The 19,846-nt window shown below is 45.4% G+C and carries 17 protein-coding genes; 15 read left to right on the top strand and 2 right to left on the bottom strand.

The annotated features are described in order from the left end of the window. The first annotated feature begins 101 nt into the window (after nt 1-101). The 14 genes from ACX9YW_RS06785 to ACX9YW_RS06720 all read left to right on the top strand — a co-directional run bounded on the left by ACX9YW_RS06785 (nt 102) and on the right by ACX9YW_RS06720 (nt 17,885). Entirely contained in the window at nt 102-1,193 is a 1,092-nt protein-coding gene (locus ACX9YW_RS06785; protein WP_460343774.1) for a PRK06851 family protein, read from the top strand. A gap of 144 nt (nt 1,194-1,337) precedes the next feature. After that, nucleotides 1,338-3,734 (top strand): DUF8725 domain-containing protein, encoded by a 2,397-nt coding sequence (locus ACX9YW_RS06780; RefSeq protein WP_460343771.1) that lies wholly within the window; start codon nt 1,338-1,340, stop codon nt 3,732-3,734. Next, nucleotides 3,731-4,666 (top strand): ABC transporter ATP-binding protein, encoded by a 936-nt coding sequence (locus ACX9YW_RS06775; RefSeq protein WP_460343768.1) that lies wholly within the window; start codon nt 3,731-3,733, stop codon nt 4,664-4,666. The genes ACX9YW_RS06780 and ACX9YW_RS06775 overlap by 4 nt, the downstream gene beginning before the upstream one ends. Next, nucleotides 4,663-5,508, top strand: a complete 846-nt coding sequence (locus ACX9YW_RS06770; RefSeq protein ID WP_460343765.1) for an ABC transporter permease — start codon at nt 4,663-4,665, stop codon at nt 5,506-5,508. Before ACX9YW_RS06775 ends, ACX9YW_RS06770 begins: the two co-directional genes overlap by 4 nt. Nucleotides 5,509-5,513: 5 nt before the next feature. Continuing rightward, the gene (locus tag ACX9YW_RS06765; RefSeq protein WP_460343762.1) at nt 5,514-7,049 is read left to right on the top strand and encodes a DUF8809 domain-containing protein; all 1,536 of its coding nucleotides are present in this window, start codon (nt 5,514-5,516) and stop codon (nt 7,047-7,049) included. A 5-nt stretch (nt 7,050-7,054) separates the two neighbouring features. Next, entirely contained in the window at nt 7,055-8,050 is a 996-nt protein-coding gene (locus ACX9YW_RS06760; protein ID WP_460343758.1) for an AAA family ATPase, read from the top strand. A gap of 38 nt (nt 8,051-8,088) precedes the next feature. Continuing rightward, entirely contained in the window at nt 8,089-8,919 is an 831-nt protein-coding gene (locus tag ACX9YW_RS06755) for a DUF58 domain-containing protein (protein ID WP_460343755.1), read from the top strand. A 171-nt stretch (nt 8,920-9,090) separates the two neighbouring features. Further along, nucleotides 9,091-10,851, top strand: a complete 1,761-nt coding sequence (locus ACX9YW_RS06750; protein WP_460343753.1) for a VWA domain-containing protein — start codon at nt 9,091-9,093, stop codon at nt 10,849-10,851. After that, nucleotides 10,835-13,615, top strand: coding sequence for a VWA domain-containing protein (locus ACX9YW_RS06745; RefSeq protein WP_460343751.1), 2,781 nt, complete (start codon nt 10,835-10,837; stop codon nt 13,613-13,615). The genes ACX9YW_RS06750 and ACX9YW_RS06745 overlap by 17 nt, the downstream gene beginning before the upstream one ends. A 436-nt stretch (nt 13,616-14,051) precedes the next feature. Then, the gene (locus tag ACX9YW_RS06740; protein ID WP_460343926.1) at nt 14,052-14,639 is read left to right on the top strand and encodes a hypothetical protein; all 588 of its coding nucleotides are present in this window, start codon (nt 14,052-14,054) and stop codon (nt 14,637-14,639) included. Between the two features lie 233 nt (nt 14,640-14,872). After that, nucleotides 14,873-15,676: an ABC transporter permease gene (locus ACX9YW_RS06735; protein ID WP_460343748.1), complete on the top strand. Its 804-nt coding sequence runs from the start codon at nt 14,873-14,875 to the stop codon at nt 15,674-15,676. Between the two features lie 2 nt (nt 15,677-15,678). Continuing rightward, entirely contained in the window at nt 15,679-16,488 is an 810-nt protein-coding gene (locus ACX9YW_RS06730; RefSeq protein ID WP_460343746.1) for an ABC transporter permease, read from the top strand. Between the two features lie 193 nt (nt 16,489-16,681). Next, a complete protein-coding gene (locus ACX9YW_RS06725) occupies nt 16,682-17,683 on the top strand; it encodes an ABC transporter ATP-binding protein (protein ID WP_460343743.1) in 1,002 nt (333 codons plus the stop codon). A 67-nt stretch (nt 17,684-17,750) separates the two neighbouring features. Then, entirely contained in the window at nt 17,751-17,885 is a 135-nt protein-coding gene (locus ACX9YW_RS06720) for a hypothetical protein (RefSeq protein ID WP_460343740.1), read from the top strand. Nucleotides 17,886-17,952: 67 nt separating this feature from the next. Here the strand turns inward: ACX9YW_RS06720 and ACX9YW_RS06715 are convergent, their stop codons facing one another. After that, on the bottom strand, nt 17,953-18,093 hold the full coding sequence (locus tag ACX9YW_RS06715; RefSeq protein ID WP_460343737.1) for a hypothetical protein: 141 nt from the start codon (nt 18,091-18,093) through the stop codon (nt 17,953-17,955). Nucleotides 18,094-18,270: 177 nt separating this feature from the next. Between ACX9YW_RS06715 and ACX9YW_RS06710 the strand changes: the two genes are divergently transcribed. Continuing rightward, on the top strand, nt 18,271-18,768 hold the full coding sequence (locus tag ACX9YW_RS06710; protein ID WP_460343734.1) for a GNAT family N-acetyltransferase: 498 nt from the start codon (nt 18,271-18,273) through the stop codon (nt 18,766-18,768). A gap of 12 nt (nt 18,769-18,780) precedes the next feature. Here the strand turns inward: ACX9YW_RS06710 and buk are convergent, their stop codons facing one another. Continuing rightward, nucleotides 18,781-19,845 carry a butyrate kinase gene (gene buk / locus ACX9YW_RS06705; protein WP_460343731.1) on the bottom strand — a complete coding sequence of 355 codons (1,065 nt, stop codon included), beginning with the start codon at nt 19,843-19,845 and terminating at the stop codon, nt 18,781-18,783. Nucleotide 19,846 lies beyond the last annotated feature (1 nt).

The raw sequence follows: 19,846 nt of genomic DNA, 5'->3' as shown, positions 1-19,846 counted from the left end.
TTGCTGCTAGTTTTTTTTGGAAAAACTAGGCATTCACCTACTCTCCTCAAGCTGCATAACCTAATTGGTGAGTAAATATAGGGCGAAGGGGAGTGTAGATAGTGGCAGGCAAGATTCGAAATTATTATGCGGGTGGAAATACGGCACGAGGCTTCCATAATTTATATGATTCCAATTTACAGGGGCTCGAGCGACTGTTTATTTTAAAAGGTGGACCGGGGACTGGGAAATCATCATTAATGAAAAAAATCGGTGAAGAGTGGCTTCATCGGGGGTATGACATTGAACTATTGCATTGTTCATCGGACAATAACTCGATTGACGGCGTCATTAATCGCGACTTAGGTGTTGGGATTGTGGATGGAACCGCACCACATGTCATTGAACCGAAGGCACCGGGAGCCGTTGAAGAGTACGTCAATTTAGGCGAGGCCTGGGATTCGGCGAAGCTGGCAGCGGAGAAAGGGAACATTGTCACGCTATCGGATAAAATCAGCGACGCCTTCCAAACCGCATACGCCACCTTTGCTGAGGCATTAAGCATTCATGACGAATGGGAAAAAATCTATATAAATAGCATGGATTTTGAGAAAGCCGATGGGCTGACGAACAATCTAATTAATAAATTTTTTGGGAAAATGAAATTAAACAAAAAGAGTGATGTCAGACATCGATTCCTGGGGGCAGCAACACCACAAGGAGCGGTCGACTTCGTTCCGAACTTAACCGAGGATTTATCCAAGCGCTATTTTATTAAAGGGCGTGCTGGCTCAGGGAAATCGACCTTGTTGAAAAAGATTGCCGGTGTTGCCGAGGAACGTGGCTTTGATGTCGAGGTTTATCATTGTGGCTTCGATCCCAATAGTTTGGATATGGTCATCGTCCGCGAGCTTGGCTTTGCGATCTTTGACAGCACCGCGCCACATGAGTATTTTCCAAGCCAAGACACCGATGAGATTATTGACATGTACGAGGAATTAATCGCCCCAAGCACCGATGAAATATTTGCCGAGGATATCGCTGACATTGCTGGCCGCTATAAGGCCAAAATGAAAGAAGCCATCTCACACCTCGCAAACGCAAAATCCCTCCACGACCAACTCGAAGAAATCTACGTTGGGGCCATGGACTTCGAAATCGTAAATGGAATCCAGGAAAAAATCCAAAGTGAAATCGATAAAATGGAGAATTAGGAATAAATTAGGAGATTGGTGCCTGTCACCAATCTCCTATTTTTTAGGGAAAAAGTAGTATATTATCTAATTATCTGGAAAAGTAAAACTTTTTCTTTTTGGTTACGTCTATAATAGAAGGTAGTAATTTCTAGGGGGAGAGTTATGTTTAGGTTTGTTAGGGTGCTGATTGTGTTTGTTGTGTTGCTTGGGATTTTTGTGAATTTCGGACTCCCTGCCCAGGCGGAGGATGTGAAAATCAACCTCACATTGGATGAAGGATTTGATGGAAAGGTTAAGAGGGGTAAGGGCTTTCCGTTAACAATAAAGCTGGATAATAATGGCGAGGCTTTTAGTGGGGATCTCCTTATTCAGTATAGCCCTTCTTATAATACCGGTGGATACGTAGTGGTGCCGGTAGATTTGCCTCAAGGCAGCTCGAAAACGTATCAGGTAGCAATCCAAGGGCTAAATGAGGATATGGGCCAGATGTACCAAAATCAACCAACCGTATTCCTATATAAAGGCGGTTGGGGAAAGGGCCAACAAGTTACCTTTCAAGGGGATAAAAATATAAGAGCTAGATTCATAGACCCGATGGAAACCGTTATCGGGGTATTAAGTGAGAATTATGACCGTCTAAAAGAGCTCCGCACATTGCCGCGTTCGCAAACGCAAATGCTGCCGCTCAACAAAGAGCAGCTGCCGAAACAGGGGATGGGTTTAGAGATGATCGACTATTTGGTCATTGATGAATATGCCATCTCCGACCTTGATGAACAGCAGCAGGAAGCCATTAAGGAATGGATTCAGTCCGGTGGGGTGCTCATCGCAGGTGCAGCACCAGATGCGAGCAGTTCGTACGGTTTACTATACTCCCTGTTACCAATGAAATCAGAGGTTGAAAGTTCAGGGTCAGCAGCGTTTTTCCAACGTCCAAAGGAAGAGAAACCGCCATTTAACGAAATTAAGTTATTTACCGGACCGGTTGAAACGGGGGCGGAAATTTTACAAAAAAGCGGCAGCCTTCCCGCAACGGTTAAAAAGCAATTTGGCAATGGGATGATTCTGCAAACGAGCTTTTCGTTAGGCGATCAGCCGCTAGCCTCCTGGAAGGAATACAATTCTTGGTTCGTTGATTTACTCAAATATGGTAACCAAAGTTCGCAAATGTCCAATCGTTATGGTCAGGACCTTCTTGACCAACTGTATTGGGAATTTGCCGAGACGAATGAGTTTTTCCCATCCTCGAATTATTCGATTCCGCAGCTAATCGTGATTATACTGGTGTATTTAATCGTGATTGTGCCGATTCTGTATTTTGTCTTACGAAAATGGGACAAACGCGAGCATGCCTGGTGGATCATACCGGCACTCTCCGTGACAATGTCAGCGATTGTGTTTGGAATTGGTGCCCGTGACCGAATTTCCGAGCCGCAGCTAAATCAAATGGGTGTCTATAAGCTGAACGGAAATCAATTAGTGGGACTCCAGGCGTCGACTCTGTTAACGAACCGCAGCGGTGATTATACGCTTCGAGTGCCGAGAGGCGAATATCAGGCTGTTCCTCATGGCAATAATCGTGGCGGTGGCGCCCTTGACCCACTAATGGGGGCAATTGTCATCGAGAATCGGAAGGAAACAGAAATGGTGTTTCCGAAGGTTGGCTACTGGTCATCAAAAACCATTTACGGAAAATCACAAACGCAATCAGATGGGCAGTTTATTGCTCATTTAGAGGTGAAAGATGGTCAATTAGTTGGAACGATCGAAAATCGTTTCCCGTATGACTTCAAAGAAATTTTTATCTGGTCAGGCAATAAAAAAATCTCGCTTGGCTCCATTAAAAAGGGTGAGACCATTAAAGTCGATCAAAAGAGCGGCCAAACGCTGCTTACCGGGCCAACGATGTTATCCAATGCCAATATGTACCCGAATCAAAACACCGATCTTGAAAAAATGAAAATGGAACGTTTGCAATATACGGCGTCTAATTTCCTCTTGACTGGCTATCAAGGCACGGTAAGACAGCCGATGATAGCCGGATTTACCAAGGAGTCAATCGTGAAGGTTGATATGGTTGGTAAAAAAGAAAGACAAAACAACCTGAACTTGGTTCTAGCGCCATTTACGGCGAAGACAGACTTTTCCGGATCCTTCTCGCTGACAAATGAAATGCTGAACCCGCGGATGGAGGTCATATCCGGAATCATCCACGAAGATCGCTTTAACGGTTCTGCTAACGAAGTGTTAATGGAGAATGGTGAGTATGATTATATCTTGCAATTACCAGAGCCGTTAAAAGGGAAAAAGATCAAGTTTGAGAATATGAAAATCCGCTTGAATGGACCAAGTAACGCCCAGTTTTCAGTATTAAACAGAGTAACGGGTAAATATTTGGAACTTGATTCGGCGAAAATGAATTTGACCATCGACCAACAGGTGGAGCATTACTTCTCCAAGGACGGCGAGCTGCTTATCAAAGTTCATAAAAACGCGAATAATGGCGACCCGTATGTGTATTTACCTTCGATTACTGTAAAAGGGGAAGTGACACCGTGATTGAAATTATCGAATTAACGAAACGATATGGAAAATTTACCGCCCTTGACTCACTGAGCCTGAAAATTGAAAAAGGCAGTGTTTTCGGCTTTGTCGGTCAAAACGGCGCCGGAAAATCAACTACCTTTTCGATTCTAGCCACCCTGTTGGCACCAAGTGCGGGAACGGCCTATATTAACGGTTATAATGTTCAAAAGGATACGAAAATGGTTCGCCGACAAATTGGTTATATGCCTGACTTTTTCGGGGTTTATGACCAGTTGAAGGCGGAGGAATACTTGCATTTTTACGGGGCAAGCTACGGCATTCCTTTGGCTGATCGGGTAAAATTAATTCCCCAGCTATTGGATCTAGTCAATCTCACTCATAAACGTGATTCGTACGTCGACTTGTTATCGCGAGGGATGAAACAGCGATTGTGCTTAGCGCGAAGTTTGATTCATGATCCGGAAGTGTTGATTTTAGACGAACCGGCCTCAGGTCTTGACCCACGTGCTCGCGTCGAAATGCGGGAAATCCTAAAGGAATTAAAATTAATGGGCAAGACGATTTTGATTTCCTCACACATCTTGCCTGAGTTGGCCGAAATGTGTGATGTCATCGGGATTATCGATCAAGGGAAACTGGTGGCAGAAGGGTCCGTTTCCGAAATTCAAGCAAAGCTTCAAGGTGAGAAGATGATTATTGTGAAACTCACCGGTGGGGTCGAGCGAGCGGCTGCCTTTTTTGAAGATGACCCATATGTAGTTAAATTGACGCGTGGGGAAGAGGATGGATTGTTACAATTTTTATATAAAGGAACCGAAGAGGAGCAACTTCAATTGCTGAAGAAAGCAATCCTGGCAGAATTGCCGATTGTCAGTTTCTCTGAAGTGGAGTCCAATTTAGAGGATGTCTTTATGGAAATCACGAGAGGGGTGGAGCTGTCATGAAAAATTTCGTCATCAATCCGGTGTTAAATAAGGAATTTAAGCTCCGCTTCCGAACATTTAAAAGCTTTTTAGGGATTTTGTTTTATTTATTGGCACTAGGCCTGATTATCGTCGGCTTTGTGTTTATCGAATCATTGACAAATAGCCGCGGCTTCTTTAAACCAGATCAAAGTCGCGATATGTTTATGATTTTATCGGTGCTGCAGTTGGGCTTGGTTTTGTTTATCACACCTGGATTAACGGCTGGGGTGATTAGCTCGGAGCGCGAGCGGCAAACTTTAAATATCATGCTGACCACGACGCAAAGTTCAACCAGCATTATCTTAAGCAAACTAGTATCGTCTATTTCGTTTTTATTGCTGTTAATCATCGCGAGTTTACCGCTATATAGTATCGTATTTTTATTCGGTGGAATATCGCCAACACAGCTGTTGATGACCATGGGCTTTTATACGTTTTCGATTATTACGTTTGGCAGCTTGGGTGTACTGTTTTCGACACTGATCCGCAAAACCATTGTCGCGATGGTCACGACTTATGGTGTGACGTTATTTTTAGCAGGGGGAACGGCGTTTTTGACACTCATCCTTATGCAGCTGAATCACGGGATGTGGAGCCCAGGACAGCCGACATCGAACCCGTTTCCGTATTTTGCGGCCATGCTCAATCCACCCATTGTATTACTTGGGTTGTTTCAGCCCGAGGTAACCCGGGAAATATTGAACGCAACGGGAATTAAGTTTCCGCTTTGGGCTTCGTTTTTAATTTCCTATAGTGTCATTTTTGTTGGTGCCGTTTTGCTAAGCATTAAAAAGCTTCGTCCAAATATGAAAAAGGGATGAGATAGGTGGAAGATCATAAAAGATTTGAACGTTTATTAGTTCCAATCCGACGCCAATTATTATTTCAATTAATTTTAAAAGAATTGCAGCTCCTGTTCCTTGTGACAGGAGCGGTCTTCTTTCTGTTAATAGCGGTCGCCAGCTTTGTGGTTGTACCGTTTTTGTATTATTACATGATAGGCCTGGCTACTGTTGCATTGGCCGTTTTGGTGGTAAGGGTTTGGTTGAAACGGCCAGGACTTCGGGATGCAGCGGATGTGTATAATTCGTTCGTAGCGGAGGACCGAGTGTTGACGGCTTTATCCTTTTTAGGGCGAGATGGCGCTCTCGAGCGTCTTCAATTAGCTGACACCGTTGGATGGATGAAAAAGGCCCATGAGCAGGTATTAAAACGGAAAAAGAGAATCTGGTTTCCGAAGTGGCTGGTGCTTGGCTTACTATTTGTTGTGGCGGCTGGGGTATTTTATTATACAGTCCCGGATTCGTTTCAATTGGCAAAAAAGCGCGAGACAGAGATCAAGCTAGTAAAAGAGGCTGTCGAAAAGCTGGAGGAGAAGGTTGAAAAAGAAAAGGATCCAGCCACGAAAAAGGCGTTAAAGGAAGCATTGGCGAAACTTGGAGAAACGAAATCAGCCGAGGAAGCCTTAAAGGAACTAGAAAAGCAGTCGAAAAAGTTAGAATTGCAGGCCTTGAAGGAAAAAGAAAAGCAAAAGTCACTGGAAAATTGGCAATCCGAACTGGACCGCAATGGGTTGTCAAAGTTAGCCAATCTACTGGCACAAAAGGATTTGGCCGCTTTTGAAAAAGAGTTAAAGGAATTAAATAAAAAGTGGAATGAGTTAAGCAAGGAGCAACAGGAAGCATTAAGCAAGCTGTCGCAAAAAGAAGGGCAGATGTCGGAGGAAGAGCTGGCTGCGTTGCTCGAGCAATTGGAGTTGGCTTTAGAATCGCCGGAGCTGTTGGAGCAGTTGGCTGCGGCACAGGCAGCGCTACAAAATGCCGGGATGAATATGCAGAATCAAATGACGGCGAACGGCATGCCGCCTTCACAAATCGCGTTTGCACCCCCTGGACAGAATAGTGGTCAGCAGGGCAATACCCCTTCCGGAAACAACGGGCAATCGCAAGGTGGTCAGGGGAATAATGGGAACGGCAACGGAAATGGAAACGGTTCAGGAAATGGATCGGGTAGCGGTTCCGGATCTGGTTCAGGTTCGGGGTCTGGTGTTGGCACAGGTCAGGGTTCTGGTACCGGCAGTGGTGCAGGGCTCGGCCAGGGCTCGCGCGATTTTGTCACCGTTCCAGACCGAATCGATGGTGCCGGAAATGTTGAAAATGATAACGGAAATATCGGCGAAGGCACTGGGCAGCAATCCGAAGGAACAGGCCCCATTTTAAAAGGAAACATTCGCCCGTACAGCGAGGTTTTCAGTTCGTATGAAAAAGCGTACCGACAAAGCACGGAACGGATGGATTTACCAGCTGACCTTGAGAGTATTGTTAAGGATTATTTTTCTAATATCGATCCGAATAAGGAGTGACATAGATGTCTTCAATCAAAGATAAGGAGCAGCAATTCGCGACCGCAGCGGAAACAATTGCGAACGTAAGGGCGGAAATCGGTTCATTTATTGTCGGCCAAGCGGACGTGATTGATCAGGTGCTCTGGAGCATTTTTTCTGGCGGTCATGTGCTGTTAGAAGGTTTACCTGGGCTAGGGAAAACCATGCTAATCAAAACAATAGCCCAATGCATGGATTTACAGTTTTCGCGGATTCAGTTCACCCCGGATTTAATGCCATCTGACATTACCGGGACAATGCTTTTGCAAGGGGATGAAAATGGCCGACAACGCTTTACGTTTCATAAAGGTCCGTTATTTGCCAATATCGTCTTAGCCGATGAAATCAACCGGGCGACACCGAAAACACAGTCTGCCTTGCTTGAGGCGATGGGGGAAAAAACGGTGACCATCATGGGTGAAACGAAACAGATGGAAAAGCCGTTTTTCGTATTGGCGACACAGAACCCGATCGATATGGAAGGGACATATCCGCTTCCAGAGGCACAGTTGGACCGTTTTGTTTGTAAAATTCAAGTCCGCTATCCGTCGAAGGAAGAGTTGAAGGAGATTGCTTTGCGCACGACAGGAGTGGCCACGATTGAGTTAAAAAAGGTGGCGACAGTTGAGCAAGTGTTGGAACTACAGCAGTTGGCACGAGAAATTTTAGTATCAGATGAAATGTTGAACTTTGCGGTTGGTCTAATTTCGGCGACCCACCCGGATTCAGATGATGCGCCAGAAATGGTGAAACAGTATGTACAATTCGGTAGCGGTCCGCGTGGTTTGCAGAGTTTAATTCAAATGGCAAAAGCGCGCGCGCTTTGTCAGGGACGGTACCATGTTTCAATCGGTGATTTGAAGCAGCTTGCTTTACCAGTGCTGCGCCACCGGATGTTGCTGAATTTTGAAGGGGAAGCGAACGGGATTTCCGTTGATGAAATTATTGCGGACTTGGTCAATCAAGGGGCTCGAGTCTGATGAGCGGTGGGCAGGCGATTTTAGGCAGGCTGCAAAAAATGCGGTTACTGGTGAAAACGCGAAAAAGAGGACTTCATAAGGGCTCCCGGCAGTCGAGCCATTTTGGCTCGTCGCTGGAGTTTTCCGATTTTCGTGTGTATCAGCCGGGTGACGATGTCAGACAAATTGACTGGAACGTATATGGACGCACTCAAAAACATTATATTAAGCGCTTTTTAGACGAACAGGAAATTTCGATAGCGATTTATTTAGATGCGTCGTCCTCGATGCGGGAGATTGCTGGGAAATGGCAGCAGGCTAAGGATTTGGCAGCAGCGTTAAGTTATGTGGTGCTGTCTAGCGAAGACCGGCTGTTATTTTCGCCTGTTGCATCAAAGTCATTTTCAACAATTCGTCGCAAGGGGGCTGTAGCAAGCCGGCGGACGTATTTAGAAATTTTAGGCTTGGATGAAAAGGAGCAAACGGGCGATTTTCTTGCGAGCCTATTGAATACAGTCACGAAGAACCAGCAGCTTTCGATCCTGATTACCGATGGTTTGGAGCCGGTTGACGGGTTGGAGGCGGTTTTGCGGAAATTAAGTTCGTTGAAGCAAGAGGTTTGGTTGTTTCAGGTGCTGGCCCGCGAAGAGTTAACGCCGGGGGCTTATGAAGGCGATTTAAAGTTAATCGATAGTGAAACATCGGTTGCCGTTAATGTGAGCATGAATGGGGCGATTTTTTCGGAGTATGAAAAGCGGCTTCGTGCACATAATGGGGCACTGGAGACAATCTGCCGCCGTTATGGCGGACATTATATTTTGGTGCCAGATGATGTGGCATTGTCCTCGATTCTATTTCATGAACTGCCGGGGCGGGGTTTGATGAGATAGTAGGGCTAGGTTAAAATTGGGCGGTAGTTTGGACAGGAGCGAGCACAAAAAGGCAAACAGAGTCCGAATAGGTTGTCTATTCGGACAGGAACGAGCCAAAAAAGGCAAATCGAGTCCGAATAGGGCACAGGATCATAAATAGTCCCCCTTTCTAAGTGAGGTGATTGATAGATGCAATTTTTATTTCCATGGTTTTTCCTGCTTAGCCTTTTCATTGCAGCGGTGGTGTTGTTTTATTTTTTCCGGAAACAGTATGAGGAACGGCGGATATCCTCAAACCTATTGTGGGAGCAAGTGCTGAATGAGTGGCAGGCATCGCCGTGGTTGAAAAAGCTCCAGCAAAATCTACTATTCTGGTTGCAACTGCTTGCACTTTTATTATTAATGTTTGCATTGGTACGACCATTTTGGCTGCAAAACGAGCTACGCGGTGAGCAACTGATGTTGATTGTTGATACATCGGCCACAATGGCGGCTAAGCATGAAGAAACGACTCGTTTTGACTATGCTAAACAGGAGCTAAGAGACCTCGCAGACCGGCTAAGCGGGCAAGAGGTCACCTTGATTAGAGCTGGTGCGAAACCAGAGATTCTTCTTAGTAAGGAAACGGATTCGAGCACCATTAAGCGAAGCATCGAGGGCCTAGAGTTAACCTATGATCATGAGGCAATGGAAAAAGCGGTCCAATTGGCAGTATCCCTTTCTTCTGGTCAAGACACATCGATTCATATTTTTTCGGACAGAGTCAAAAGGGAGGCACTCAAAGGTGTGGAGCAATATGTCGAGGTCCATAATATCGGTGAAAAAATTGACAATCTGGCACTACTTTCGTTTGGGGTAGCCCCAATCAACGAGCAAATTACCGGCGTGGCCGTTCTCGAAAATCAATCTAGCCAAGCAAAAGAACTAAACTTTCAGATTCATAGCGAAAAGGAAAAACTCTATGAAAAAACGATCACCCTAGATGCCCAGGAGCAGGCCTTCGTGCAAATTCCAGAACTGCCGATAAAGCCGTACTACGAAGCATCCATAAAAGTGGATGATGGCTATGAGATTGATAATCGCTTGACCTCCATCTTCACGGAAAACAATCCGACTATTTATACGGTTGGCGAAGTCAATCCGTTTGCGGTGAAGGGATTCCAAATTCTAGGCGTAGAGGTTTTACAAACCAAAACGCTCGAGGAAAATGACAACGGGATTGTCATTGCCGAGACAAATTCACTGGAAAATTGGCCGAAGCAGCCGCTGATTTTGTTTAACAACACGAAAGACAAAATCAAGCTAACGGAGCCGCTAGCAGCGGAAAATGACCCCTTATTAAAATACGTCGACACGAAGAAAATTTTTATCGCTTCGGCTGCCGATCAGCCGCTCGAAGGCGATTGGGAAACGATTTTAAGAAGCGGTACACACCCATTGATTCAAAAAGGCATACGTGATGGACAGCCTGTAATGGTTGTCAATTTTTCATTGACCGATTCGGATTGGCCGCTGCAGCCAAGTTTTCCGATTTTCCTTTATAACAGCTATCAATGGCTCTCACAGCAAACGAATTTCTTAGGCTATTCTTCCCCGGGGGAAGAAAAGTGGTTGAGTGTCAGTGAGGGATCGCCAAAATGGTCGATTTACGACCGGGATGATGAAAATTTATATACGCTTGACCTCTCCAAAGAAAGTTTTCAGGCACCGTATCGGCCTGGCACCTATCAAGCGGTAGCCGGCGATAGGATTACCTATTTTTCCGTTTTGCTGGATGAATCGGAAAAGCAGCCGACGGTTGAGTCAGCTTTTAAGATGAACCAACAAACCGTTAGCGCGGATAACGAGAAGAAGGGCCGAAATGACCAGCTTTGGTTTTGGTTAGCGTTGGCCGCATTCGTTTTCATTGTTGTCGAATGGGAGGTGTACCGTCGTGGGTTTAGAGGTTAAATTCCCGTTCATGTTACTACTTCTGCTTCCGGTTGGCTGGATGATTTTTTTATATGTAAAAAAGAATCGCAAAAAGGAAGCCTATTGGGTTGCCGGAATTCGAACGGCGATCTTTCTATTATTAATCTTAGCGCTCGCGGTACCGCAGATTCTTCTGCCGGTGCGTGGGGAGTCGGTCATTTTCCTTGTCGACCGTTCCGATAGTGTTCGCGGTGGTGACACGGTAGCGCTTGATTGGATAGACAATAGTTTAAAAAACAAGAAAATCGATGATTCTTATGCAATTGTCACGCTCGGGAAAGACGGTTATTTAGAGCAGCAACTAGGTAAAGAAAAACGTCCGTTCACTGAGTTTAACGGCAAAGTCGCCGGCGGTGAGACGAATATTGAAGCTGGCTTACAGTTTGCGGCTTCCCTTTTACCAACCGAATCCGGCGGGAAAATTGTCCTCGTTTCGGATGGAAATGAAACGACTGGCAATAGCAGGGAAACGGCAAAGATTTTAAAAAATAGAGGCATTGAGCTCCATTATGTAACGCTTAACCCGTCAATCGGCGAGGATATGAGCATCACCGAGCTTACGGTGCCACCATCTTTATATAAAGGTGAGGAAGCACAGATTACGCTCACGATTGATAGCAACGCCAGTAAACGGGCGGCGGTGCGAATTTCCGTGAACCATCAGGATGTACTCACTGAAAACGTCGAGGTGAAGGAAGGCAAAAACGTTTACCATTTTGCCTACAAGGTCGAAGATACTGGAATGATGGTGTTTAAAGGCGAACTGGCGGCCGACCAGGATAGTTTTATGGAGAACAATGCGATGTTTGCGGTTTCCAATGTGAAAGGGACCCCAAAGGTGCTTGTCGTTCAAGGTAGGGAGAGCGGTCAGATTGATGGCATTTTGGAAGGAGCCGGTCTCTTAGTAGACAGTATTACCCCGGAAAAGCTACCAACACTGCTGTCCGGCTACCTGCCCTATCAATCGATTATTTTCAACAATGTTCCGGCAACGGTCGTGACTGAAAATCAAATGAATTTGATAGAGCGAGCTGTTAAGGAATTTGGTGTTGGTTTTGTGATGGCTGGGGGCGACGAGAGCTTCGGACTGGGCGGCTATTTTAAGACGCCAATTGAAAGACTACTTCCAGTTGATATGGATATTAAGGGGAAAAAAGAAATGCCGTCGCTCGGCCTTGTGATTGTGATGGACCGCTCGGGAAGTATGAGCGGCAACAAAATTGAGTTGGCCAAGGAAGCAGCGGCTCGCTCGGTTGAACTTTTACGAGAAGAAGACACACTTGGATTTATCGCTTTTGACGATCGACCATGGGTCATTTTAGAAACAAAGCCTTTAAAGGATAAGAAGAAGGCTGTTGAGAAAATTTTATCAATCGGACCGGGTGGCGGGACGGAAATTTATTCCTCGCTGGCCGCAGCCTATGATGAACTTCGCGACTTAAAATTGCAGCGAAAGCATATTATTTTGCTTACTGATGGTCAGTCAGCAACTAGTGCTAGCTATGAAGCTTTGATTGAGGAAGGTTTGGAGAAAAATATTACTCTATCAACGGTTGCCATTGGTTCGGACGCCGATCGTGGCTTGCTAGAGGAACTAGCAACTTGGGGAACGGGAAGATTTTATGATGTCATTGATGCGACAACGATTCCGAGTATCTTGTCGCGAGAAACGGTTATGGCAACGCGGACCTATATCGAGGATAATCCGTTTTATCCGGTGGTAGCCTCAAATCCGGATTGGACGTTTTTAGTGGAAGCGGGTGTACCGCAAATGAATGCCTATATCGCTACAACCCCAAAATCGCGGGCAGGCGTACCGTTTTTGAGCGAAAAAGAGGATCCTGTTTTGGCGGAATGGCAGTATGGGCTTGGGACTTCGATTGCGTTTACGTCTGATTTTTCCGGGAAATGGTCTGGCGATTGGGCGCGTTGGGAGAAGTGGCCGGTGTTCGTCAATCATATGGTGACGCGGACCCTTCCACAGTACGCTTCCGAACCTTATCGAGTTTCGCTAAATAAAATGGACGGCGTGACAGTTGTGAGGCTTGAATCTGGGACTCCTTCAGCATTACCTTTGGAAACAGCTGTCGTTTCCGAGACAGGGGAGCAAATTGCCTCCAATACGAAACTGGTCGCTCCAGGCAAATATGAATTATCGATTCCCGATAGCAGTGGCATGTATTTCTTAAATGTGAAAAGGACAGATGCCGATGGTCAAGTCCATGTTTATCAGACTGGATTTACGGTCCCTTATTCGGAGGAGTATTCTCTTAAGGGGACGAATAAGGAGCTACTTGCGGAGTTAGCAGCGCTTACGGGTGGTAAGGCGTTGGCTAATGCAAAGGATTCATTCCTGCCGACGACTTCAGCTAGTTATGTGAAGCAACCAGTGAGCCAGTGGCTTCTGTTGTTGGCATTCTTGCTATTTTTTGTAGAGGTTGCGATACGACGCTTCGGGATGGCGCGGTTGTTTGGTCGGTTTAAAATGACTCGTCATGAAGCGGTAGGTGGGACGGCAGCGGATAGGTTGCCGACTAAGGAGAAAGTGGTTGCTAAGGTGGAGCCTGTGCGTGAGGTTCAGATGGTGGAAGAGAAGTCTACTGTAGCTGAAGATCCTGCACCGATTTCGAAATCGAAACCAGCCCCTAAACCAAAAAAGGTAATAGAAAAGCCTTTAACCGCCGAAGAGCGCGAGGCACGGATGAAACGATTATTAGAAGCGAAGAATCGGAAAGAAAGGTAACTTAGAGTTGCCTTTCTTTTTTTTGGGTGTGGTGGTAATGGTGCGAAGTTTTGTTGGTTTTTACCAAAAAAGAGGTAATATTGTGGCGGATATGTGAAAAAGGTAAATATATTCTTTATATAGGTAAATATGATCCTCGAAAAGGTAAATATCCTTCCAAAAATGGTAAATAAACCTGTAAAAAGGTAAATAAAACTCTCTGATGAAAAAGGGTGTACAAAAAAGCCCTGATTTTCGCACCATTATAGGCGAATTGACATATTTTACAGGGAAATAGAAAGATATTAAGGAGGATTTTGCCTTGAATCATTATCAGTTTCCCTATTATGGCCAATCCCAAGACCCAAATAGACAACATTATCAACCGATAGGACCAGATCTTCCAGGAGATCCATATGGATATCAGGTTGAAACTCAAGAATACATGCCTGGATATATGGACTACTCAGTGAACTATGACATCCGAACCAATCCATTGTTTCCTGGTGGCGGTCCTGGCTTCCCTGGGGCACCTGGCTTCCCTGGAGGTGGACCAGGAGGCTTTCCGGGACCGCCAAGTGGATTCCCAGATGGTTCAGGAGGATTCCCAGGCAGTCCAGGCGGATTCCCGGGCGGTTCAGGCGGATTTCCAGGCAGTCCAGGAGGATTCCCGGGCGGTTCAGGCGGATTCCCAGGTAGTCCAGGCGGATTCCCGGGCGGTTCAGGCGGATTTCCAGGCGGTACACCAGGAGGCTTTCCCGGCGGTCAACAAGGTGCACCAGGAGGACAGCAACCACCATCGAGTCCACCACCTGCGTTCACACCGCAAAAAACTCAGGCTGCCGCATTTGCCGTAGACCCAGGTGGAATTCGTCGCTGTTTATTCCGCAATACCTATGTTTGGCTACACAGCGGTAGTAGTTTTTGGTATTACCCAATCTTTGTCGGTCGCACCTCCATCGCGGGCTGGCGCTGGAGTCGCCGCTTCGGCTGGGCGTACTTCGGAATCGACCTAAGAAGCATCGAATCCTTCCAATGCTTCTAAACTTAAAATATTTAAAACACTAAAGCACATTAGCGCTTTAGTGTTTTAAATATTTAGGGACAGTCCTACATAATTAAAGGACAAAGTTCCTTGAAATGTATGCCACATCCTTTAAAGCATTAAAGGGAACAGTATTATTTTTTTCATAGAGCTTTCATTTGTTAAAATTCACCTCTAAATATGCTAAAATATGAAATAGTCAAAAAAATCACAATTTTGCTGGAAGGTGAAGTATGTTTAGGGCAAAGCTTTATTGGACATTTACGAAAAAGGCATTCTTGAGGTCGGCGGTTTACCGTTTTGATGTCTTTTCGCGAATGGGCTATAATCTTATTTTTCTATTAATGTGGGGCTCGATTTGGACAGCTCTTTACGCCGGTAAGGATAGTGCTGATGGCGTCACGTTCACGTCGATGCTAACCTATATCGTTGTCAGTCAGTTTTTATCAGGAATTAACGGCGCGGGCACGCCGCTATGGGACATGCAGGAGAAGGTGCGCACCGGCGATATCGCGCTTGAACTGATGAGGCCATTTGATGTGCCACTCCGCTATTTATTTGCTGATTTCGGCAGTGTCGCGTTCTACTTCTTATTTGCGCTTCTGCCAGTCTATGTTCTTGTATTCTTGTTTATTGATTTAACACTACCAATGTCGTGGGAGACGTGGGTGCTGTTCCTCTTCACCGCGTTTATCGGCTTTCTCATTCGCTATTGCATTGAAATGTCATTCAGTTTTCTGTCGTTCTTTTTAGTCGAAACGGGCGGAATTGTCGACATTTTCTATTTTGCGATGTCGCTACTTTCAGGATCCGTGATCCCGCTTTGGTTTTTCCCAGATTGGCTAGAAAAACTAGCAATCTATCTGCCATTCCAAGGAATCTATTTTATTCCGAACTCGATTTTTATCGGAAAAATTACCGGGATCGAGATTGCTTATTCCATTGCCATCCAGTTGTTCTGGCTTGCCGTATGTTACGGAATCCTCAGATTCGTTTGGCATAAAGCCTCACAAAAAGTGGTCGTACAGGGGGGATAATCGTGAGGTCAACACTAAGTTATTTGCCATTATATTTTAAACTCGTTGGTGCCGGCATCCGCGCCCAACTGCAATATCGATTTGCCTTTGTGATGCGAATCATCGGTCTAATTACCGCCTATGTCGGGATGGCCGCGACGATGTGGGTGATGCTTTATCGCTTTGACGCTCTCGGTGGCTGGAGCTTTTACGATATGCTATTTTTGCTCGCATTAGCCGTTGTTTCTTGGGGTTTCTGCGTGATTTTATTTTTCCATTTTAAAAGTTTGGACACATTTATCGTGAATGGAACCTTTGATAGGTTTCTCGTCAGGCCGATTCATCCATTTTTCCACTTTATGTCGATGAAGTTTGATATCGGCGGTTTGGGCCAATTTATTTTCTCTGTCGTCGTGTTTCTTTGGGTGAGCCTCGCAATTGACATTGACTGGAGCATTGGAAAGGTTTTATTTTTAATCTCGTCGATCATTGGCGGTGTGCTCATTCAAGGTGGCATGCTCGTCATCATTTCAGCGCTGGCGTTTTGGACAACCAAGTCTGAGCAATTCTATTGGGTCGCCATGTATCCAGCTCGAAATCTCACGAACTACCCGCTGGTGATTTATCCGAAGGTCGTGCAAATGATTACCGCCTTCATCGTACCGTTTGGGTTCGTCAACTACTTCCCATCGACGGTTATCCTGGAAAAAGGAACGCCATATTTCCCCGATTACATCGGCTACCTATCGCCGGTCATCGGCTTGGTTTTCTTTTTGCTAGCGTATTGGTTTTGGATGGCAGGATTAAATAGATACAAGAGTACGGGGTCATAGAAAAGCGGAAGCGGCTTGGTCGAGGAAAAATAGCATTTGATTTTTCCCAGCCCCGACAAGCTTAAGCTGCTCTAGGAAAGAAGGCGCTTTTTGCCTTCATTCCTAGAGTGGCTTAAGACCAGGGGAAAATGGACTTTTATTTTCCATTCGAGGGGCTAGCCGCTGGAGCTAGACAATTTTAGGGGAGAACATTATGTCAATTATCGAAGTAAATAATATAAACAAAGATTTTATGGTTGCAAAACGTGAAACTGGGCTGCTCGGTAGCGTGCGCAGTTTGTTTAAACGTCAGTTTATTAAAAAAGAATCAGTCAAAGATATCAGTTTTTCGATTGAACAAGGGGAAATGGTCGGCTATATTGGGCCGAATGGTGCTGGAAAATCGACGACGATTAAAATGCTGACGGGAATCCTTGTGCCTACGAGCGGAACAATAAAAGTCAACGGGATCGTGCCGTATGAGAACCGCCAGAAGAATGCCGAAAATATCGGCGTCGTCTTCGGTCAGCGGACCCAGCTCTGGTGGGATTTGCCAACAGTGGAATCCTTTGAATTGTTGAAAGAAATTTATCGAGTAAGTGATGCTCGTTACAAACAGAACATGGATATTTTCCAAGAGATTCTTGGGCTAGATGAATTTTTGAATACACCGGTGCGCCAGCTTTCTTTAGGGCAGAGGATGCGAGCTGATATTGCTGCCTCTTTGCTGCATGACCCACCGATTTTATTTTTAGACGAGCCGACCATTGGCCTTGACGTGGTCGCCAAGGAAAAAATGCGTACCTTTATTCAGGAAATCAATCGGGAGCGCAAGGTGACGGTCATTTTAACGACCCATGACATGGAAGATATCGAGAAGCTTTGCAAGCGAATGGTGCTCATCGACCACGGGCAGAAGGTGTATGACGGGGATATTGCGGCGGTGAAAGAGCGTTTTGGTAAAATTCGTACACTGGTCGTCGATGTCGAGAACGGCAACGGTGAAATTGTTATCCAGGGTGCCGAAGTGGTCAAACGGGAAATGAATAAAGTTTGGCTGCAATTTAACCGCGATGAAATTTCCGCATCAGAATTAATTGGGCGTATTACGCAAACGTATAATATTAAGGATTTAACCGTGGAGGAGCCGGCAATCGAGTCAATTATTAGCCGGATTTACCAAGAGGGCTTTGAGCAGCAGGCTGTAACGGTGTAAAAGAGCTGATGATTTCCACCTATTTTGGGTAACTTATGAAAAGAACCCGAAAAGGAGGAATTTTGAAATGCTGGACGGTCGCTACAATACAGGGGACGATGCCACCCTAGAACTGAAAAAGGCGCTTCGAAAAAGCAAACCGAGCCAACGGCCGAACATGAGTGAAGCTGAGGAGAAAATGAAATTTAACGGGAAGAAATAGGAAAAAGTCGGCTCTGGTAAAGGGCCGACTTTTTGCTTCTAGTACTCAGCTAAACGGTCGCTTTTGCTTAAGGATTTAAATCGTCTGGTTTGTTACTTTGATCCTTGTTCCGTTTGTTCCCTTTGCTGTTATCTCCGCTGACAGCGGCTCTGCCATGTAAATCAGGTGCATTTTGATTTTTGCTGCCTTTATTCGGACTTTTTGTCATTGTCGGTTTGACCCCCTTTTTGTAAGTATCAAACTCTAGTTTGTCAGTAATGTACCTTGTATATGTAAGAAATCGAATGAAAAAAATAGTCCATTTGGGTCACGAATTAATTTGGACAAATTTTTCCATAATAGTGTAAAATATGGATAAAACCTAGAATAAAAGAGGCGAAACAGGATGGAATTCGTACGGGCAACGTTACAGGACAAGCAGCTTCTGAAAAACATGTATTCTCTTTATCTTCACGATCTTTCCGCCTATTCGGAATCATTAAAACCAAATGAGCATGGGGAGTTTGAGTTTGATTCGTTTGAAATGATTTGGGAAAAGGAAGGACTAAATCCATATTTTTTAAAGGACGGCACGAAGGTCATCGGTTTTTGCTTATTGCTCGAGCCACCTTTTACCAAAAAGGTTGACTATTGCATCAATGACTTATTTATTTACAATCAATTCCGTGGCAAAGGCTTGGCGGAACAGGCAGTGAGATTAATTTTCCAAGAAAAGCAAGGCAGTTTCTATGTATCACAAATTAAAGCAAACAAACGGGCGGTTAGTTTCTGGAAAAAAATGTACGATCTTTACGACATTGCTTATGAGGAAACGCTGGAACTCGAAGATGGCGAAGAGGTCATCTATCAAACATTTACCACAAAAAGTACAGTTAAGGGATGAGCCACTCATCCCTTAGTATTTTTTAGCGAGTTCTTGGCCCGTCAACACTCGTAGCGCCCCATCCGCGAGCGCCACAAGCTCTTCCTCACCGGGTACAACGAAGACCTCTCCCAAAAAGCCAATCTTCTTTTTGATCTTTCCAACTAGATAGCTAGAATGGCTGATGCCACCAGTTAAAATAATTCCGTCGATCCGCCCCTCAAGGACAGCGGCCATGGCTCCGATTTCCTTGGCAATTTGATGGACCATTGCTTTTAAAAGTAAGGCTGCCTCGCGATCTAAGGATAACGCCCGTTCCTCGACTTCGATTAAATTTTTTGTTCCAAGATAAGAGTAAAACCCACCAGATTTGGTTAATTTGTGGAGCATTTCTTTTTCGCTGTATTTCCCGGAGAAGCAAAGCTGAATTAACTGTTTGGCAGGTAAGCCTCCACAGCGTTCCGGTGAAAACGGTCCTTCATTATCGGCGTTATTCACATCAATCATTTGGCCATTTTGCTGAGCAACAACAGAAATACCACCGCCGAGATGGGCGACGACGAAGTTTAATTCCTCGAGCGGACGGTCAAGCTGCGCGGCCACTTTTCGTGAAACAGCCTTGATGTTAAGGGCATGGGCATGACTTTTTCGTTCAATGTCCTTTAGCCCGGAAACCCTCGCTTCCGGAGCGAGTTCATCAACTCCAACCGGGTCGACGATGAAGGACGGAATTTCATACATGGTTGCCAGTTCGTAGGCGAGAATCGGTCCTAGATTGGAAGCGTGGTCACCGTATGTGCCTGCTAAAGCGTCCTTGACGATTTTTTCACAGATGCGGTATGTTCCGCTTGTTAACGGCTTTAACAACCCGCCGCGACCAACAATGGCATCTAGCTGTGCTAAGTCAAAATCCCTTTCATGGAAGGCGTCGAGCAGCAATTTTAAGCGAAATGGCATTTGTGCCTGTATATTTCGGTATTTCATCAAGGCTTCATCTTCGTGATAAATCGTTTCTTTAAAAATCACTTCGGAGCCACGGTATACGGCCCATTTCGTTGAGGTGGATCCAGGATTAATCGCCAGAATCAGTTGACTCATT

This window comes from Pseudoneobacillus rhizolycopersici (assembly GCF_054786815.1).
The sequence above is the reverse complement of the archived record's forward strand: the minus strand, read 5'-3'. Positions and strand labels throughout refer to the sequence as shown.

Bases quoted from the DNA above. Each gene is read 5' to 3' on its own strand.
- ACX9YW_RS06725 (WP_460343743.1), top strand. From the start codon at position 16,682: ATGTCAATTATCGAAGTAAATAATATAAACAAAGATTTTATGGTTGCA.
- ACX9YW_RS06740 (WP_460343926.1), top strand. From the start codon at position 14,052: ATGGACTACTCAGTGAACTATGACATCCGAACCAATCCATTGTTTCCT.
- ACX9YW_RS06750 (WP_460343753.1), top strand. From the start codon at position 9,091: ATGCAATTTTTATTTCCATGGTTTTTCCTGCTTAGCCTTTTCATTGCA.
- ACX9YW_RS06720 (WP_460343740.1), top strand. From the start codon at position 17,751: ATGCTGGACGGTCGCTACAATACAGGGGACGATGCCACCCTAGAACTG.
- ACX9YW_RS06760 (WP_460343758.1), top strand. From the start codon at position 7,055: ATGTCTTCAATCAAAGATAAGGAGCAGCAATTCGCGACCGCAGCGGAA.
- ACX9YW_RS06780 (WP_460343771.1), top strand. From the start codon at position 1,338: ATGTTTAGGTTTGTTAGGGTGCTGATTGTGTTTGTTGTGTTGCTTGGG.
- buk (WP_460343731.1), bottom strand. From the start codon at position 19,845: ATGAGTCAACTGATTCTGGCGATTAATCCTGGATCCACCTCAACGAAA.
- ACX9YW_RS06770 (WP_460343765.1), top strand. From the start codon at position 4,663: ATGAAAAATTTCGTCATCAATCCGGTGTTAAATAAGGAATTTAAGCTC.
- ACX9YW_RS06710 (WP_460343734.1), top strand. From the start codon at position 18,271: ATGGAATTCGTACGGGCAACGTTACAGGACAAGCAGCTTCTGAAAAAC.
- ACX9YW_RS06715 (WP_460343737.1), bottom strand. From the start codon at position 18,093: ATGACAAAAAGTCCGAATAAAGGCAGCAAAAATCAAAATGCACCTGAT.
- ACX9YW_RS06735 (WP_460343748.1), top strand. From the start codon at position 14,873: ATGTTTAGGGCAAAGCTTTATTGGACATTTACGAAAAAGGCATTCTTG.
- ACX9YW_RS06755 (WP_460343755.1), top strand. From the start codon at position 8,089: ATGCGGTTACTGGTGAAAACGCGAAAAAGAGGACTTCATAAGGGCTCC.